We start from the raw sequence: 16638 nt of genomic DNA, 5'->3' as shown, positions 1-16638 counted from the left end.
TCATCCGTTGAGGCCGCAGCGTAACAAGGAGCTTTTGATGAGCACCGTAGCGGTCACCGACGAGTCCTTCGACAAGGACGTCCTGCAGTCCTCCAAGCCCGTGCTGGTGGATTTCTGGGCCGAATGGTGCGGCCCCTGCAAGCAGATCGCCCCGGCGCTCGAGCAGATCGCCGCCGAGATGGGCGCCCAGGTCACCGTGGCCAAGCTCAACATCGAGGAAAGCCCCACCACCCCCTCGCGCTACGGCGTCCGCGGCATCCCCACCATGATGCTGTTCAAGGACGGCCAGATGGCCTCGATGAAGGTCGGCGCCATGCCCAAGCAGAAGATCGTCGAGTGGCTCAACGAAGCCGGGCTCTAGGCCCCGACTGAGCCACCCCGCTGTGTCATCCCGGAAGCCGCGCAGCGGCTGTCCGGGACCCAGAGGCGCGGGGCGTGCCGGAGAGTTCGGTGTCTATGGGTCCCGCACTTCCGGCCTACGGCCTACATGCGGGATGACACCCTCTGGGTTTTCAAAGAGCCCCGTAGGCCTGCAGCGTCCGCAACGCCGCCACGGTCATCACGCCGCGATATTCCAGCTGCGGCCCCGGGCCCACCGTCTCCCAGCTGATCGGCCAGCCGCCGTCCTGCGCCTGCCGCGCCGCCAGCGCCGCCAGGTGGCGGCCCAGCACCTCGGGCGAGAACAGCCGGTGGCAGAAGCTGGCGGGCGAGGGCGCCCAGTCCAGGGGCTTCTTCACATAGCCCGCCGCGTCCACATCCAGCTCCACCAGGCCCGGAATCCGCGCCGCCAGCTTCGCCAGCGCCGCCTCCGCGCGCGGCCGGTCTGGCGTGTGCTCGAGGAAGCAGATCATCGGCGCCAGGTCGTGGAACTTCTCGGTCTGCGAGCCGTCGATCACCGACCAGCAGAAGGCCTCCCCCCTGGCCACCCACGGATGGTCGATCCCGTGCTTGCGCAGCAGGCCGACGATGGCGGCGGTGGGATTGATGTCGGCCGGGGGCTGGGCGCCCTCCACGGCCCACCAGACCGCGTGCGGCGCCGCGTTGACGCTGGGCAGGGCGAAGGGGACCCCGCCATCGGCCGTGGCGACCCCGGCCAGCCAGTCGCAGGCCCGCCCGGCGATCAGGGGATCGAAGGCGTCCACCGCGTCGAGGATCTCGAAGGCGACCTGCACGTCCACCGGCTGGCTGGCGGGGTCGCGCTTGTCCGGCTCCAGGGCCGAGCCGAACCCCCCGTCGCGGCCCTGATAGGCCACGAGCGCGCGCACCACCGGCTCGGCCGAGGCCCCCTCGAAATGATGTTCGAACAGTCGCCGCTCCAGCAGGCGGCCGTTGCGCAGCAGGAAGTCGCGGGCGCGGTCCAGGACGGAGGTCATGGGAACGATCCTTCAGCTCTGGAACAAAACTAGAACACGAAGGGCGCGGATGGCAAGGGGACTCACGCCCCCTTCAGCTCGGCCAGGTCTCGGGGCTCATGGCCAGCACCTCGCCGGCGAAGTGCAGGCCGCCGCAGATCAGGATGTGGGGCGGGGGATCGGCGCTCTTCAGGGCCTGGCGCACGCCGGCCTCCACATCGGCGACGATCTCCGCCTCCAGCCCCGCCCCGCGGGCGGCGGCGGCCAGGTCCTCGGGGGAGGCGGCGTTGGCGGAGTCGAACCCGGTGGTGAACACCTTGGGCTTCAGCGCGCCGAAGGGCTGGAAGAAGCCCAGCGCGTCCTTGCGGGCGTACATGGCGGTCACCAGGGCCAGCCCCCGCCCGTCGCGGGCGGTCAGCCGGCCGGCGGCCTCGGCGAGCGCCCGGCCGGCATGGGGATTGTGCCCCCCGTCCAGCCACAGGTCCGCCCCGCCCGTCGCCGCCAGCTTGGCCAGCGGCCCCGCCGTCAGCCGCTGGAACCGCGCCGGCCAGACCGCTGAGGACACCCCCTTGGCGAGCGCCGCCTCGTCTATGGCCGGATGGCCCCAGGCGATGGCGGCCATCACCGCGGCCCCGGCGTTGGCGAACTGGTAGCCGCCGAACAGGCTCGGCGCCGGCAGGTCCAGCAGCTGGTCCGGCGTCTGCACCATCAGCCGGCCACGCTCCTCCCAGGCGTCGAAGTCGCGGCCCATCAGCAGCATGGGCGCCTCCAGCGCGTCGGCCTCCCGGGCGATGACCTCCAGGGCCTCCTCCAGCTGGCGGGCCACCACCACCGGGCGGCCCCGCTTGATGATGCCGGCCTTCTCCCAGGCGATCTTGGAGAGCTCCGGCCCCAGCATCTCCAGGTGGTCGTAGTCCACCGGGGTGATCACGCTCACCGCCGGGGCCTCGAAGACATTGGTGGAGTCGAACCGTCCCCCCAGGCCCACCTCGATGATGGACAGGTCGGCGGGCTTGTCGGCGAAGGCGACGATGGCCATGGCCGTCAGCATCTCGTTGAAGCTGATGGGTTGGTCGGCGTTCACCGCGATCATCTTGTCGATCAGGGCCGTCAGCTCGGCCTCGGTGATCAGCTCGCCCGCCACCCGGATCCGCTCGGCGAAGCGCACCAGGTGCGGCGAGGTCAGCACATGGGCCTTCAGGCCGGCGGCCTCGGCGATGGCCCGCAGGTAGGCGGTGGTGGAACCCTTGCCGTTGGTGCCCGCCACATGGATCACCGGCGGCAGCCGATCCTGCGGCCGGTTGAACTGCCCCAGCAGCCGCTCGATCCGCCCGGTGGACAGGTCGATCAGGGAGGGAAAGCGCTCGCGCAGGCGCGCGATCATCGCGTCGAAGGCGCGGATCTCATCATACATGGGGCGTGGCCTGGAGAGGGCTGGATGGGACTGGAGCGGGTGGAGACGTGGGAACCCCGCCCGCGATCCGCGTGTGATCTAGGCGGCTTTGGAAGCGTTGCGTCCCATCATGAGGGTCTTGAGGATGGAGCCCAGCACCGTGGTCATCTCGCTGCGGGTCACCACCCGGTCCACCATGCCGCGCTCCACCAGGAACTCGGCGCGCTGGAAGCCCGGCGGCAGGGTCTCGCGGATCGACTGCTCGATCACCCGGCGGCCGGCGAAGGCGATCATGGCGTTGGGCTCGGCCAGGTGGATGTCGCCCAGCATGGCGTAGGAGGCGGTGACCCCGCCGCTGGTGGGGTCGGTCATCACCACGATGTAGGGCAGGCCGGCTTCCTTGACCTCGTTGACCGCCACCGTGGTGCGGGCCAGCTGCATCAGGGACAGGGTCCCCTCCTGCATGCGCGCGCCGCCCGAGGCGGTGAAGATCACGAAGGGAACCTGGCGGCGCACGGCCTCCTGGGCGGCCTTGATGAAGGCCTCGCCCGCGGCCATGCCCAGGCTGCCGCCCATGAAGGCGAAGTCCTGCACCACCACCACGGCGTTCTGGCCCTTGATGGCGCCATAGGCGATGACCATGGCGTCCTGCTCGCCGGTGGCCTTGCGCGCGGCCTTCAAGCGGTCGGGATAGGCTTTGTCGTCGGGGAATTTCAGCGGGTCTTCCACCACGGTCGGCGAGGCGATGCGCTCATAGCTGCCGTCGTCGAAGGTGTATTCCAGGCGCTTGGCGGCGCCGATCCGCATGTGGTTGCCGGACGGGGTGACCCACAGGGCCGCCTCCAGGTCCGAGCGGTAGATCATCTCGCCGGTGTCGGGGCACTTGACCCAGAGGTTCTCCGGGGTCTCGCGCTTGGCCACCAGGTTGCGCACGCCCGGCGCGATCTTGGCCAGCCATCCGCCCCGCTCCCGCGGCGTGGGTACGCTCGGGGGCTTCTGGGACTTGTCGTTTCTGTGCTCAGCCATCGCCATGGGTCTACACCGTCGGGCTAGCGACTCGCGCGAAGCGCACAGCCTTAGCTAAGGAATCTACTTTGGAAAGAACCCGCGTGGTCACGGTTTCGTTCATTGCCAGGGCCGCGGCGATCTCCTCGACCAGGGCCGAGCCAACCACCACGCCGTCGGCGACTCGCGCCACGGCTTCGGCGCGCTCCGGCGTGCGGATACCGAACCCGACGCAGACCGGCAGGCCGCCGGCGGCGCGGACACGGGCCACATGGGGCGCCACCACCGCGGCGTCGGCTTCCTTCACCCCGGTCACCCCCGCCACCGAGACGTAGTAGGCGAAGCCCGAGGTGCGCCGGGCGATGATCTTCAGGCGGGCGTCGTCGCTGGTGGGCGTCGAGAGCAGCAGCAGGGACATCTGTTCGGCGTCGAGGGCGTCAGCGAGGGGATCGGCCTCCTCCGGCGGGATGTCGACGACGATCAGGCCGTCGGCCCCGGCGGCGGCGGCGTCCTTGGCGAAGGTCGAAAAGCCCCGGTTCACCAGGGGATTGGCGTAGCCCATCAGGATGATCGGCGTGGTCTGGTCGCCCTTGCGGAACTCGGCGATCATGGCCAGGGTCTTGGTCAGCGTCATCCCCTTGTCCAGGGCGCGCAGGGCCGCGCGCTGGATCGGCGGGCCCTCGGCCATGGGGTCGGAGAAGGGGAAGCCCACCTCGATCAGGTCCGCGCCGGCGGCCGGCAGACCCTTGAGGATCTCCAGGCCGGTGTCGTAGTCCGGGTCGCCGGCCATGACATAGGCCACGAAGGCGGCGCGGTTCTCCGCCTTCAGCGCGGCGAAACGCGCGTCGATACGAGCCTTGGTCAAATCGTGCGTCCCAGGTGGGCGGCGACGGTCGCCACGTCCTTGTCGCCGCGGCCCGACAGGTTCAGCACCACGATGCCGCCCTTGCCCACGTCGCGGGTGACGTCGGCCAGGCGGGCCAGCGCATGGGCGCTCTCGATGGCCGGCAGGATACCCTCCAGCTCGGCGCACAGCTTGAAGGCGTCGAGGGATTCGGTGTCGGTGGCGGTGAGATAGGTGGCCCGGCCGACGTCGTGCAGCCAGGAATGCTCGGGGCCGATGCCGGGATAGTCCAGGCCCGCCGAGATCGAGTGGGCCTCGGTGATCTGGCCCTCGGGGTCCTGCAGCAGATAGGTCATGTTGCCGTGCAGGACGCCGGGACGGCCGCCATTGATGGCCGCGGCGTGACGTCCGCTGTCCATGCCCTCGCCCGCCGCCTCGACCCCGATGAGCTGGACGCCCTCGTCGTTGAGGAAGGGGTGGAAGATGCCGATGGCGTTGGAGCCGCCGCCGACGCAGGCCACGACGGCGTCCGGCAGCCGGCCCTCGGCCTCCAGGATCTGGCGGCGCACCTCCTGGCCGATCACCGACTGGAAGTCGCGGACCATCTCCGGATAGGGGTGCATGCCGGCCGCGGTGCCGATCATGTAATAGGTGTCGGCGACATTGGTGACCCAGTCGCGCAGGGCCTCGTTCATGGCGTCCTTGAGGGTCGCCGACCCGGAGGTCACCGACTCCACCGTGGCCCCCAGCAGGTTCATGCGGAAGACGTTGGGTTTCTGCCGCTCCACATCCACGGCGCCCATATAGACCACGCAGGGCAGGCCGAAGCGGGCGCAGACCGTGGCGCTCGCCACCCCGTGCTGGCCGGCGCCGGTCTCGGCGATGATCCGGGTCTTGCCCATGCGGCGGGCCAGCAGGATCTGGCCCATGCAGTTGTTGATCTTGTGGGAGCCGGTGTGGTTCAGCTCCTCGCGCTTCAGATAGATCTTCGCCCCGCCGAAATGCTCGGTCAGCCGCTCGGCGTAATAGAGCGGGCTGGGGCGGCCCACATAGTGCTTCAGGAACCCCGACAGCTCGGCCTGGAAGGCCGGATCGGCCTTGGCCGCCTGGTAGGCGGCGTCCAGCTCGTGGACCAGGGGCATCAGGGTCTCGGGGACGTAGCGCCCGCCATAGTCCCCGAACCGCCCGGCGGCGTCGGGATAGGCGGCATAGTCGTTGGGTTTGGCGGCAGGCGCGTTCACGTCACTATCACTCGGCTCGGGATCGGGGCTCAGGCAATACGTTCAGGCGCGGCGTACGGCTTCAAGGAACGCCGTGATCAAGGCCGGGTCCTTTAGGCCGGGACCGCGCTCCACGCCAGAGGAAACGTCCACCATGGGCGCGCCCGACAGCCGCACGGCGTCGACGACGTTCCAGGGATCGAGCCCGCCCGCCAGCAGCCAGGGCCGCTGGAAGCGGTGGCCCATCATCAGGCCCCAGTCGAAGCGCGCGCCGTTGCCGCCGGGCAGTTCGGAGTCGGCCGGCGCCCTGGCCTCGAACATCAGGTGGTCGACGGCCGCCTCATAGGCCTTGGCGGCCGAGAGGTCGTGGGCGGTGGTGACGGGGATCACCTTGATGACCCCGGCCCCGGTGCGGCGGGCCACGTCGCGGGCCCGGGCCGGGGTCTCGGCGCCGTGCAGCTGGATGAGGTCGGGTTTCAGGAGGGTCGACAGCCGCGCCAGCAGCTCGTCGTCGGGATCGACGGTGACGGCGACGACCTTGACGTTCTTGGCCCGCGCCGGGGGCGTCAGGCGCGCGGCGGCGTCGGGGGCGATGTTTCGCGGGCTCTTGGGAAAGAAGATGAAGCCGATGTGGCTCGCCCCGCCGTCGACGGCGGCGCTCACCGCCTCGGGCGTGGACAGGCCGCAGATCTTGGTGGCGATCGTCATGGGCCCGATAAGGGGCGCCGGCCTTGGAAATTCAAGGCTTGGCCGCGCCTTGGCTCTTCAGCAGGTCGCGGATCTCGATCAGCAGGGCTTCCTGCGCGGTGGGGGCCGGCGGGGCCGCGGGCGCCTGGGCGTCCTTGCGGCGCACGGCGTTCACGCCCTTGACGATCAGGAACACCACCCAGGCCACGATCGTGAACTTGATCATGGTGTTGAGGAAGGCGCCGTACTGGATGGCCACCAGTTCGTTGGCCTTGGTGATCGGATTGTCCGGCTTGAGCACGAATTCCAGGTGCGAGAAGTCCACCCCGCTCAGCAGCAGGCCGATGGGGGGCATCACCACCTGGTCCACCAGGCTTTTGACGATGTCATTGAAGGCCGCCCCGACGATCACGCCCACGGCCAGGTCGATGACATTGCCCCGGGCGATGAATTCCCGGAATTCGCTGAAGATGCTCATGGTGACGCTCTGGCCTAGGGATGTGTCAGGATCATGAGCGGGCTGAATCGGGTCAAGCGTGAGCGAGCAGGCGCTAAAGCATTTTGGGGTGACGGAGGCCGACCTGCTGGGCGCGGGGGTTCAGAGTCGCGCCTATGGTCTGGGCGCCGAGGCCGTGCTGCGGGTGTTCTCGGACGACACACCGTTGGCCCAGGTCCAGGCCCTGGACGCCTTCTACCGCAGGCTCGACGGACGCGCCGTCGACTTCCAGATTCCGCGCTTTGAAGAGGTTCGCGAGATTGGCGGCTGTCCCTGCGTGGTCGAGCCCCGCATTCCGGGCGTCGAACTGACCCGTTTTCTGGAATCCGCCGCGCCGGAGGCGCGCACTCGGGCGCTGGCCAGCTACATGGCCGCCGCGGGCGAGATTCAACTGATCCTCTTTGACGCGCCCTATCACGGCCAGATTCTGGGCGAGGCGCCCATCCGCGCCGACGCCTGGCCGAACTATCTGACCCGCCGCGCGCGGACGTCCCTCGAGGAGGCGCCCTGGGCCTTGGCCGACCTGCAGGCGCCCGCGGCGGTTCTGCGAGTGTTCGATGGCCTGGCCCAGGCCCGCGCCGAGGCGCCGCGGCGACTGGCCCATGGCGACTATCATCCGGGCAATGTGCTGGTGGACGAAGCCGGCCTCGTCACTGGGGTCATCGACTTCAGCGTCCAGGCGGTGATGGGTGATCCGCTACTGGACCTGACCTCAGCGGCCTTCTTCTTCGACGACAAGGCCGACCGGGCCTATGCGGCGAGCCAGGCGCAGACCGTGCCTGGTTTCGAGGAGGCGACCCGGCTCTACTGGCTCTATTACAGCTTCTTCTACCTCAGCACCAAGGCGACCAAACCCGCGCTTTACGCTCTATGCGTCAAGAGCCTCAACGCGGCGATCGAGGCCTGAGGCCTATTCGTCGGCGTTGAGCCGCTCGCGCAGTTCCTTGCCGCTCTTGAAGAAGGGCACGTGCTTGGCGCGGACCTCGACGGCCTCGCCGGTGCGCGGGTTGCGCCCGGCCCGGGCGTCGCGCGAGCGGACGGACAGCGCGCCGAAGCCACGCAGCTCCACCCGGCCGCCGTTCTCCAGGGCCTGGATCATCCGCTCGAGAATCACCCCCACCACGCGCTCGATGTCGCGCTGGGTGAGGTGCGGGTTTTCCTCAGCGAGTTTGGCGATCAGCTCAGACTTGATCATGCCTTCTTCCGGTCTTTCGGCTGCGGAACATGGTCGAGTCCCTGAGGATGTTCAAGGCAGGAAAAGGGTTTACGTCCCATCGACCATGATCTGCGCCGAAAGCTTAGGCTCATCGTCCCCAAATCGGGGCGGTGGAAGGGCTGAGCCCTGGACTCCTCCCCCCTTCGAACATCCCCGACCGACACGCTGACGTCACCTGACACAGAACCGGCCCTGCGCCCGGTCAACTCAGGATAGTGCCATTGGCGAAAAAGAAAACGGCGGACCGGTTTCCCGATCCGCCGCTCTCAACCTATTCAGGCAAGACGACGAGGCTTAGTCGTTCTTGGCCTTCTCGCGCAGGGCGGCGCCCAGGATGTCGCCCAGGGAGGCGCCCGAGTCCGACGAGCCGAACTGCTCGATGGCTTCCTTTTCCTCGGCCATTTCCAGAGCCTTGATCGACAGACCCACCCGACGGGCGGCCTTGTCGACATTGGTGATCTGGGCATCGACACGATCGCCGACGGCGAAGCGTTCCGGACGCTGGTCGGCGCGGTCGCGGGACAGGTCCGACTTGCGCACGAAGGCGGTCATCGGGGCCTCGTCCTCACCGAAGCGGACTTCGATGCCGCCGGTGGTGACTTCGGTCACGGTGACGGTGACGGTCTGACCCTTGCGGAAGCCGTCGCCCACCATCGGATCGCCGGCCAGCTGCTTGATGCCGAGCGAGATGCGTTCCTTCTCGACGTCGACGTCCAGCACCCGGGCCTTGACCATTTCGCCCTTGTGATACTTGGCGATGGCTTCTTCGCCCGACGCCGTCCAGTCGAGGTCCGAGAGGTGGACCATGCCGTCGATGTCGTTTTCCAGGCCGATGAACAGGCCGAACTCGGTGGCGTTCTTGACCTCGCCTTCCACGGTCGAACCGACCGGGTGCGCCGCGACGAACGCGTCCCAAGGATTGTCCATGGCCTGCTTCAGGCCCAGCGAGACGCGACGCTTGGACGGATCGACGTCCAGGACCACGACCTCGACCTCTTGCGAGGTGGAGACGATCTTGCCCGGGTGGACGTTCTTCTTGGTCCAGGACATTTCCGACACGTGGACCAGGCCCTCGACCCCGGCTTCCAGCTCCACGAAGGCGCCGTAGTCGGTGATGTTGGTGATCCGGCCGGTGAACTTCGCGCCGACGGGGTACTTGGCTTCCACGCCGTCCCAGGGGTCGGACTGCAGTTGCTTCATGCCGAGGCTGATGCGCTGGGTGTCGGGGTTGATCTTGACGATCTGCACCTTGACGGTGTCGCCCACGGCCAGGACCTGGCTCGGGTGGTTGACGCGCTTCCAGCTCATGTCGGTGACGTGCAGCAGGCCGTCGATGCCGCCGAGGTCCACGAACGCGCCGTAGTCGGTGATGTTCTTGACCACGCCTTCGCGGATTTCACCCTCTTGCAGCTGGGAGACCAGCTCGGTGCGCTGTTCGGCGCGGGCTTCTTCCAGGATGGCGCGACGCGAGACGACGATGTTGCCGCGCGGACGGTCCATCTTGAGGATGGCGAAGGGCTGTTCCTTGCCCATCAGCGGGCCGACGTCGCGCACGGGGCGGATGTCGACCTGGCTGCCCGGGAGGAAGGCCGAGGCGCCGCCGAGGTCGACGGTGAAGCCGCCCTTCACGCGGCCGACGATGGAGCCCATCACCGGTTCGTTCTTCTCGTAGACGCCTTCCAGACGGGTCCAGGCCTCCTCGCGGCGGGCCTTGTCGCGGCTGATCACCGCTTCGCCCATGGCGTTCTCGACGCGTTCGAGGAAGACCTCGACGGTGGAGCCCACCACGATCGGCGTCTGGTCGTCGCCTTCCTGGCCGAATTCCTTCAGGGACACGCGCCCCTCGGTCTTCAGACCCACGTCGATGATCGCGAAATCCTTCTCGATCCCGACCACGATGCCCTTGACCACCACGCCTTCCATGAAGTCGCGGCCGCCCATGGATTCGTCCAGCAGGGCCGAGAAGTCGTCGCGGGAGGGGTTCAGGCTCATATCGTCAGCCATAATATTCTTTCGTCTTCAGTGACGCCGTCCGGGAAACGGAGTTGGCCCGATCCGCATGAGCGGTCGGAGTCCCGGCGTCGGGTTAAGGGTTGCAAACCGAAGGCGTCGGGGCGGACCCCAGCGCGGTGAAATTCGCCCGCAGCCATCGAGGGAAGGGTGCGTTTGGATTGCCCGTCAGGAGGTTTCCCACCGGGCTCGCGCCGCCTCGACCGTGCGGCGGGCCGCATCGGTGGCCTGCTCTATAGTCATTTCGCTGGTGTCCAGCAAGACGGCGTCGTCGGCGGGCACCATGGGGCTGTCGGCGCGGCCCCCGTCGCGTTCGTCGCGCTTGCGGATGTCCTCCAGGATCTCCGGCAGACTGACCTCTTCCCCCTGGGCCCGCAGCTGCTTCCAGCGCCGCTGGGCGCGGACCTCCGGGCTGGCGGTGACATAGAGCTTGGCCGGCGCCTGCGGGCAGATCACCGTGCCCATGTCGCGGCCGTCCAGCACCGCCCCGCCGGGGGTGCGGGCGAAGGCCAGCTGCAGGTCGCGCAGGGCCAGGCGCACCGCCGAATGCACCGCCACCCGGCTGGCGCACTCCCCGGCGCTGCGGGTGCGGAATTCGGGATCGTCCAGCATGGCCGCTGTCAGGGTCATGGCCACGGCGCCGGCGTCCTGCTCGCTGTCGAGGTCCTTGCCCGCCCGGCGGGTCAGCACGCCCACCGCCCGGTAGAGCAGGCCGGAATCCAGCACCGGCACGTCGTAGAGCGCGCCGAGCCGATGGGCGATGGTCCCCTTGCCCGAGGCGGCGGGGCCATCGACGGTGATGATGAAGGGCGGCTTCACGCCAGGTCCCCGCCCAGCCCGCGCATCATCTCGACGAAGCCCGGGAAGCTGGTGGCGATCATGCCGGGCTCGTCGACGCTGACCGGCGCCTCGGCGGCCAGGCCCATCACCAGGTGGGACATGGCGATCCGGTGGTCGCCCTTGGTCACCACCTTGGCCCCGCCGGCGGCCGGGTGGTTGGCGCGCGCGGCGCCCACCACGATCAGCCCCTCCGGCTCCTCCTGCACCCCGATGCCGCAGGCTGAGAGCCCCTGCGCCATCAGGCTGATGCGGTCGCTCTCCTTGACCCGCATCTCGCCGATGCCGCGCATGTGGGTCGGGCCCTCGGCGAAGGCCGCGGCCACCGCCAGGATGGGATATTCGTCGATCATCGAGGGCGCGCGGCTCGCCGGCACCTCGACCCCGCGCATCGCCGAGCAGCGCGCGGTGACGTCGCCCACCTGTTCCCCGCCCTCGTCGCGCAGGTTCGAGATCGTCAGGTCCGCGCCCATCTCCTGAAGGGTCGTGAAGAGGCCGGTGCGCAGCCCGTTCAGCAGCACGCCCTCCACCGTCACCTCCGAGCCCGGGGTGATCAGGGCCGCCACCAGGGGGAAGGCCGCCGAGGAGGGGTCGCCCGGGACGACGATCCTCGTCCCCGTCAGCCTCTGGCCGCCGGCCAGGTTGATGTGGCGGGCGCCGTCGCGGTCCTCCACCTCGACCACAGCCCCGAAGGCCCGCAGCATCCGCTCGGTGTGGTCCCGGGTCGGCTCCGGCTCGATGACGCCGGCCCCGCCGGCCGCGTGCAGCCCCGCCAGCAGCACCGCCGACTTCACCTGGGCCGAGGGCTCGGGCAGGCGGTAGTCGATGCGCCTCAGGCCCCCGCCCTGCAGGGTGAGCGGCAGCCGCCCGCCGGTGCGGCAGGCGAAGACCGCCCCCATCTCCCGCAGGGGCTTCATCACCCGGTTCATCGGCCGCCCGCGCAGGGAGGCGTCGCCGGTGAAGGTGGCGCTGATCGGGAACCCCGCCGCCGCCCCCATGATCAGCCGCACCCCGGTGCCGGCGTTGCCGCAGTCGATCACGTCCTCGGGCTCGGCGAACCCGCCCTTGCCCTCCACGCGCCAGGCGCCGGGCGCCAGATGGGTCACGGCGGCGCCGAACGCCCGCATGGCCGCGGCGGTGCGCAGCACGTCGTCGCCCTCGAGAAGCCCCTCGATCTGCGTCGTCCCCTCCGCCAGGGCCCCGAAGATCAGGGCGCGGTGGGAGATCGACTTGTCGCCCGGGGCGCGCACGCGGCCCCGCAGCGGGCCGCCGCGTTGCGCGGTCAGTCCTGCCGACGTCATGGGATTGCCAAGCCTCCTTAAGGCTCTGCTGTTGTCACGAGGGGGTTTGCTTTTGACAGCGGCGCCCGCCCGTGGCAAGGGACCCGGCTTCATTCGAACCCCTTAGAGGCTTAGCCCTTGGCCAATCCCGAACTGGGCGCAAAGCAGATCTGTCCGAACTGCCAAGCGAAGTTCTACGACCTCACCCGTCGTCCCGCCCACTGCCCGAAATGCGGAACCGAGTTCGATCCGGACGAGGCGGTCCGCAGCCGCCGCAGCCGATCGCGCGTCGCCCCCACCGACCACGAGGTCGAGGAGGACGGCGAAGCTCAAGTCCGCGGCAAGTCGGAGGCCGATGACGACGAGGAAGAAGAAGAAGTCGTCACCCCGGAACTCGACGAAGTGGTCGACGCCCCCATCATCCCCGGCGACGACGATGACGACGACGCCGAACCGGGCGCCACGCCCGAGGACGAGCTCGCCGGCTTCTCCGAGGACGAGGAAGACCTCGAGGAGGACACCGACGACGTGCCCTTCCTGGAAGAGGACGACGAGGACGACTTCGACGACACCGAAATCGAGGGTCTGCCCGGCGAGGGCGACGTCGAGGACCGCTAGAGGGTGACAGCCAAAAGTGGGAACCGGTTTTGGCGCCCGTCACACTCGAAAAGTCTGATCTCTTCGCCTGCGACAAGCCGCCTGCAAATTTCCTTGCAGGCGGGCTTGATCGCCGCGAACTGTCAGACTAGGTTCCGCGCCTCTTCGGGGAGGGCCTTCCAGCCGCCTCCGGAGAAACCCGAGACCTCGGGGCTTTAGCTCAGCTGGTAGAGCGCTTGCATGGCATGCAAGAGGTCAGCGGTTCGACTCCGCTAAGCTCCACCATAACGGCCGCTTCCCACCGGAAGCGGCCGTTTCCATTTGGGGGCGCGGACGCCGCCGCCGCCTGGCCGCCCCACTCCGCTCATCCCGGCGAAGGCCGGGACCCAGGTGAAACCCACTCCGACCTCATTCGGCCCTCAAAGGGTCTAGGGACAATCTCGAACCGCTCCGGATGAATCCGGGTCCCGGCCTTCGCCGGGAGAAGCGGTGGAGGTGATTGCCGCCTTCCAAGGCCCGGGCCTTCTGATGCTATCCTCAGCCAGCGCCGGGGAGCCAACCATGTCCACATACCACCAGGGCCAACGCGACCTGCAGGACGCCTTCGGCAGCCGCGCCCTGGCCGACCGGCTGGACGAGACCCTGCGCCACGGGGAGTTCACCGACCGGGACGCGGCCTTCATCGGCGAGCAGAGCTTCTTCTTCCTGGCCACCGCCGATGAGCAGGGCCGGCCCGACTGCTCCTTCAAGGGCGGGCCGCCCGGTTTCGCCCGGGTCGTCGCCCCCGACGCCCTGATCTTCCCCGACTATGACGGCAACGGCATGTTCCGCAGCCTCGGCAACCTGGCGGTCAATCCCCAGGTCGGTCTGCTGTTCCTGTCCCCCGGCGAGCGGCCCCAGCGCCTGCGGGTCAACGGCAGCGCCGAGCTCCTCCCCGACGACCCGCGGAGGGCGGAATTCCCCGGCGCCCAGCTCCTGGTCCGGGTGACCCCGCGCGACATCTTCCCCAACTGCCCGCGCTACATCCCGACCCTGACGATCACCACCCCCTCGGTCCACGCCCCGCAGGCCGACAGGCCCGCCGTCGAACCCGACTGGAAGGCCCACCCCCTGTTCGCCGACCTGGTCCCGCCGCGCCGGGCCTGATCGCCCCCCGATCAGGCATGGGCGGGGCAGGTTTCGCCCCCGATCCAGCCCTCATGCTCATTCTGAGTATTATTGTCCTCGCTAACTAAGAATGTACTCATTGCGGGTATAGTATATATCGCACGATATGCTTCCGTTTGCTGCGCATTATCATTTCTTTTACTTACAGGCGTCTATTGCAGCGCGAATACCGGCAGGGCCAGCCTAGGTGAGCAGTCGATCATCGCCTCATTGTTGAGCGCGAATATCGCTTTTGTGGTCGGGAGAGACATCATGTTCGGCACGAAAATGGGTTCCAACGCGGACGCCGCGGCGATCCTCGGAGCTCTCGGGCGCTCGCTCGCCATCATCGAATTCGACCCCAAGGGCGTGATCCTGACGGCGAACGAGAACTTCTGCGCCGCCCTCGGCTACAGCCTCTCGGAGATCAAGGGTCGGCACCACAGCCTGTTCGTCGACCCGGAGGTGGTGCGCGGCCCCAACTACGCGGCCTTCTGGGCCAAGCTGGGCCGCGGTGAGTTCGACTCCCAGGAATATCGCCGGATCGGCAAGGGCGGCCGGGAGGTCTGGATCCAGGCCTCCTACAACCCGGTGACGAACGCCCGGGGCCAGGTCCTGAAGGTGGTGAAGGTGGCGACCGACATCACCGCCCAGAAGCTGAGGAACACCGACTTCGAGGGGAAGATCGAGGCCATATCCCGCGCCCAGGCCATGATCGAGTTCACCGTCGACGGCGACGTCCTCGACGCCAACGAGAACTTCCTCAAGGCCCTCGGCTACGACCTCGCCGAGATCAAGGGCCGCCACCACCGGATGTTCGTCGAGCCGAGCTTCGCTCAGAGCGCGGAGTATCACGACTTCTGGCGGCGGCTGAACGCCGGGGAGTTCGTGGCCGCCGAGTTCAAGCGCATCGGCAAGGGCGGCCGCGAGGTCTGGATCCAGGCCTCCTACAACCCGATCTTCGACTCCGACGGTCGGGTGATCAAGGTGGTCAAGTTCGCCACCGACATCACCGGCCGGGTCCAGGCCGTGGACGAGATCGCCGGCGCTCTGGCGAAGCTGGCCGACAACGACCTCACCTATCGCATCGCCCGCGCCATCGACCCCGCCTTCGAGAAGGTTCGCACCGACTTCAACGCGGCGATGACCACCCTGCAGGAGACCATGACCGCGGTCTCCGCCTCCACCGCCAGCGTCGGCGGGGGAGCCGATGAAATCGCCAGCGCGTCGGACGACCTGTCGCGGCGAACCGAGCAGCAGGCCGCCTCCCTGGAGGAGACCGCCGCGGCCCTCGATGAGATCACCGCCACCGTCAGGCGCAGCGCGGCCGGCGCCAAACAGGCCTCCGGCGCCGCCTCGAGCGCCCGCGCCGAGGCCCAGCGCTCCGGCGAGGTGGTGCGCGAGGCCGTCTCGGCCATGGGGGAGATCGAAGGGTCGTCCAAGCAGATCAGCCAGATCATCGGCGTGATCGACGAGATCGCCTTCCAGACCAATCTGCTGGCCCTCAACGCCGGGGTCGAGGCCGCCCGCGCCGGCGAGGCCGGACGCGGCTTCGCCGTGGTCGCCTCCGAGGTTCGGGCCCTGGCCCAACGCTCGGCCGACGCGGCCAAGGAGATCAAGTCCCTGATCGCCACCTCCGGCGCCCAGGTCGAGCGGGGCGTGAAGCTGGTGGGCGAAACCGGCGAGACCCTGCTGGGCATCGCCGAGAAGGTCGCCGAGATCGACGGCCTGATCTCCGAGATCGCCCTCTCCTCCCAGGAACAGGCCACCGGCCTCGCCCAGGTCAACACAGCGGTCAACCAGATGGACCAGGTGACCCAACAGAACGCCGCCATGGTGGAGCAGGCCACCGCGGCCGCCTCCAGCCTGCGCGGCGAGGCCCGGGAGCTGGTGCGGCTTGTCAGCCGCTTCCAGTCCGGCGCCGTCGTGCATGGCGGGGCGCGGCTGGAGCTGGCCGACCCCGGACGGCATGTGGCCGCCCGCAATCCCGTCGCGCAGCAGCGCGGCCGGCTGAAGGGGGCGTTCGGCTCGGCGGCCGCGGCCCAGCCGGTGGCCAGCGAATGGGCCGAGTTCTGAGATGACGGGCCTGGAAAACCCGGCCGACGGCGCCCTGGAACTGATCTCCTTCGAGATCGCGGGTCAGGAATTCTGCATCGACATCCGGTCGGTGCGCGAGATCCGGGGCTGGACCCCCGCCACCCGCATGCCCCACACCCCGCCCTATGTCCTGGGGGTGATCAACCTGCGGGGCCTGGTCATGCCGGTGGTCGATCTGCGCAGCCGCCTGGGTCTGGGGGACACCGAGGCCACCTCGCGCCACGTCTTCGTGGTGGTCCAGCACGAGGAGCGGGTGATGGGGCTGATGGTCGATGCGGTGCAGGAGACCTTCATGGTGGACTCCGCCCTGCTGCAGACCCCGCCGGCCATGGACTGCGAGCCGGGGGCGGCCTTCGTCGACGCCATCATCCCCCTGGAGGGCCGGATGCTCAGCCGTCTGGTGGTCTCCGCCCTGCTGCCGGCCCAGGAGCGGCTGGCCGCCTAGGGCCCGGGGCCGG

The 16638-nt window shown here is 68.9% G+C and carries 17 protein-coding genes and 1 tRNA gene; 7 read left to right on the top strand and 11 right to left on the bottom strand.

Going from position 1 to position 16638, the window contains the following annotated elements; translation table 11 throughout:
- The first annotated feature begins 37 nt into the window (after nt 1–37).
- A complete protein-coding gene (gene trxA, locus AC1RN5_RS17390; RefSeq protein WP_421933906.1) occupies nt 38–361 on the top strand; it encodes a thioredoxin in 324 nt (107 codons plus the stop codon).
- A gap of 151 nt (nt 362–512) precedes the next feature.
- Here the strand turns inward: trxA and AC1RN5_RS17385 are convergent, their stop codons facing one another.
- From AC1RN5_RS17385 to mscL, 7 genes are all read right to left on the bottom strand, one after another.
- Nucleotides 513–1373, bottom strand: coding sequence for a hypothetical protein (locus AC1RN5_RS17385; protein ID WP_493042390.1), 861 nt, complete (start codon nt 1371–1373; stop codon nt 513–515).
- A 73-nt stretch (nt 1374–1446) separates the two neighbouring features.
- Nucleotides 1447–2766, bottom strand: a complete 1320-nt coding sequence (locus AC1RN5_RS17380) for a bifunctional folylpolyglutamate synthase/dihydrofolate synthase (protein WP_493042389.1) — start codon at nt 2764–2766, stop codon at nt 1447–1449.
- 78 nt (nt 2767–2844) lie between these two features.
- Nucleotides 2845–3777, bottom strand: coding sequence for an acetyl-CoA carboxylase, carboxyltransferase subunit beta (gene accD / locus AC1RN5_RS17375; RefSeq protein WP_493042388.1), 933 nt, complete (start codon nt 3775–3777; stop codon nt 2845–2847).
- A gap of 4 nt (nt 3778–3781) precedes the next feature.
- Nucleotides 3782–4615: a tryptophan synthase subunit alpha gene (trpA, locus tag AC1RN5_RS17370; RefSeq protein WP_493042387.1), complete on the bottom strand. Its 834-nt coding sequence runs from the start codon at nt 4613–4615 to the stop codon at nt 3782–3784.
- Nucleotides 4612–5835 (bottom strand): tryptophan synthase subunit beta, encoded by a 1224-nt coding sequence (gene trpB / locus AC1RN5_RS17365; RefSeq protein WP_493042386.1) that lies wholly within the window; start codon nt 5833–5835, stop codon nt 4612–4614. Before trpB ends, trpA begins: the two co-directional genes overlap by 4 nt.
- Nucleotides 5836–5877: 42 nt before the next feature.
- A complete protein-coding gene (locus AC1RN5_RS17360; RefSeq protein WP_493042385.1) occupies nt 5878–6522 on the bottom strand; it encodes a phosphoribosylanthranilate isomerase in 645 nt (214 codons plus the stop codon).
- Nucleotides 6523–6553: 31 nt separating this feature from the next.
- Entirely contained in the window at nt 6554–6979 is a 426-nt protein-coding gene (gene mscL, locus AC1RN5_RS17355) for a large-conductance mechanosensitive channel protein MscL (RefSeq protein WP_493042384.1), read from the bottom strand.
- Between the two features lie 58 nt (nt 6980–7037).
- Here mscL and AC1RN5_RS17350 point away from each other — a divergent pair, with 58 nt between their 5' ends.
- The gene (locus tag AC1RN5_RS17350; protein ID WP_493042383.1) at nt 7038–7904 is read left to right on the top strand and encodes a phosphotransferase family protein; all 867 of its coding nucleotides are present in this window, start codon (nt 7038–7040) and stop codon (nt 7902–7904) included.
- Nucleotides 7905–7907: 3 nt separating this feature from the next.
- On the opposite strand, the gene AC1RN5_RS17345 is transcribed toward AC1RN5_RS17350, so the two are convergent.
- From AC1RN5_RS17345 to aroA, 4 genes are all read right to left on the bottom strand, one after another.
- Nucleotides 7908–8192 carry an integration host factor subunit beta gene (locus tag AC1RN5_RS17345; protein WP_215343259.1) on the bottom strand — a complete coding sequence of 95 codons (285 nt, stop codon included), beginning with the start codon at nt 8190–8192 and terminating at the stop codon, nt 7908–7910.
- Nucleotides 8193–8507: 315 nt separating this feature from the next.
- Nucleotides 8508–10217, bottom strand: a complete 1710-nt coding sequence (gene rpsA / locus AC1RN5_RS17340) for a 30S ribosomal protein S1 (protein ID WP_421933898.1) — start codon at nt 10215–10217, stop codon at nt 8508–8510.
- Between the two features lie 174 nt (nt 10218–10391).
- Entirely contained in the window at nt 10392–11042 is a 651-nt protein-coding gene (cmk, locus tag AC1RN5_RS17335; RefSeq protein WP_493042382.1) for a (d)CMP kinase, read from the bottom strand.
- Entirely contained in the window at nt 11039–12361 is a 1323-nt protein-coding gene (gene aroA / locus AC1RN5_RS17330) for a 3-phosphoshikimate 1-carboxyvinyltransferase (protein ID WP_493042381.1), read from the bottom strand. Before aroA ends, cmk begins: the two co-directional genes overlap by 4 nt.
- Before the next feature lie 117 nt (nt 12362–12478).
- Here aroA and AC1RN5_RS17325 point away from each other — a divergent pair, with 117 nt between their 5' ends.
- The 5 genes from AC1RN5_RS17325 to AC1RN5_RS17305 all read left to right on the top strand — a co-directional run bounded on the left by AC1RN5_RS17325 (nt 12479) and on the right by AC1RN5_RS17305 (nt 16625).
- Nucleotides 12479–12958 (top strand): TIGR02300 family protein, encoded by a 480-nt coding sequence (locus AC1RN5_RS17325; protein ID WP_421933895.1) that lies wholly within the window; start codon nt 12479–12481, stop codon nt 12956–12958.
- 188 nt (nt 12959–13146) lie between these two features.
- Nucleotides 13147–13222, top strand: a tRNA-Ala gene (locus AC1RN5_RS17320).
- 276 nt (nt 13223–13498) lie between these two features.
- Complete coding sequence (locus AC1RN5_RS17315) at nt 13499–14083, top strand: pyridoxamine 5'-phosphate oxidase family protein (RefSeq protein WP_493042380.1); 585 nt, start codon at nt 13499–13501, stop codon at nt 14081–14083.
- 273 nt (nt 14084–14356) lie between these two features.
- Nucleotides 14357–16159, top strand: coding sequence for a methyl-accepting chemotaxis protein (locus AC1RN5_RS17310; RefSeq protein WP_493042379.1), 1803 nt, complete (start codon nt 14357–14359; stop codon nt 16157–16159).
- A 1-nt stretch (nt 16160) separates the two neighbouring features.
- Nucleotides 16161–16625: a chemotaxis protein CheW gene (locus tag AC1RN5_RS17305; RefSeq protein ID WP_493042378.1), complete on the top strand. Its 465-nt coding sequence runs from the start codon at nt 16161–16163 to the stop codon at nt 16623–16625.
- The last annotated feature ends 13 nt before the right edge of the window (nt 16626–16638 follow it).

It is taken from the genome of Phenylobacterium sp. GW821-FHT12F10 (assembly GCF_058806695.1).
This window is presented reverse-complemented; position numbering and strand designations above follow the sequence as displayed.

Coding starts and splice junctions, on each gene's coding strand:
- AC1RN5_RS17315 (WP_493042380.1), top strand. CDS start 13,499: ATGTCCACATACCACCAGGGCCAACGCGACCTGCAGGACGCCTTCGGC.
- rpsA (WP_421933898.1), bottom strand. CDS start 10,217: ATGGCTGACGATATGAGCCTGAACCCCTCCCGCGACGACTTCTCGGCC.
- AC1RN5_RS17305 (WP_493042378.1), top strand. CDS start 16,161: ATGACGGGCCTGGAAAACCCGGCCGACGGCGCCCTGGAACTGATCTCC.
- AC1RN5_RS17385 (WP_493042390.1), bottom strand. CDS start 1,373: ATGACCTCCGTCCTGGACCGCGCCCGCGACTTCCTGCTGCGCAACGGC.
- trxA (WP_421933906.1), top strand. CDS start 38: ATGAGCACCGTAGCGGTCACCGACGAGTCCTTCGACAAGGACGTCCTG.
- mscL (WP_493042384.1), bottom strand. CDS start 6,979: ATGAGCATCTTCAGCGAATTCCGGGAATTCATCGCCCGGGGCAATGTC.
- aroA (WP_493042381.1), bottom strand. CDS start 12,361: ATGACGTCGGCAGGACTGACCGCGCAACGCGGCGGCCCGCTGCGGGGC.
- AC1RN5_RS17345 (WP_215343259.1), bottom strand. CDS start 8,192: ATGATCAAGTCTGAGCTGATCGCCAAACTCGCTGAGGAAAACCCGCAC.
- AC1RN5_RS17310 (WP_493042379.1), top strand. CDS start 14,357: ATGTTCGGCACGAAAATGGGTTCCAACGCGGACGCCGCGGCGATCCTC.
- accD (WP_493042388.1), bottom strand. CDS start 3,777: ATGGCGATGGCTGAGCACAGAAACGACAAGTCCCAGAAGCCCCCGAGC.
- AC1RN5_RS17380 (WP_493042389.1), bottom strand. CDS start 2,766: ATGTATGATGAGATCCGCGCCTTCGACGCGATGATCGCGCGCCTGCGC.
- AC1RN5_RS17360 (WP_493042385.1), bottom strand. CDS start 6,522: ATGACGATCGCCACCAAGATCTGCGGCCTGTCCACGCCCGAGGCGGTG.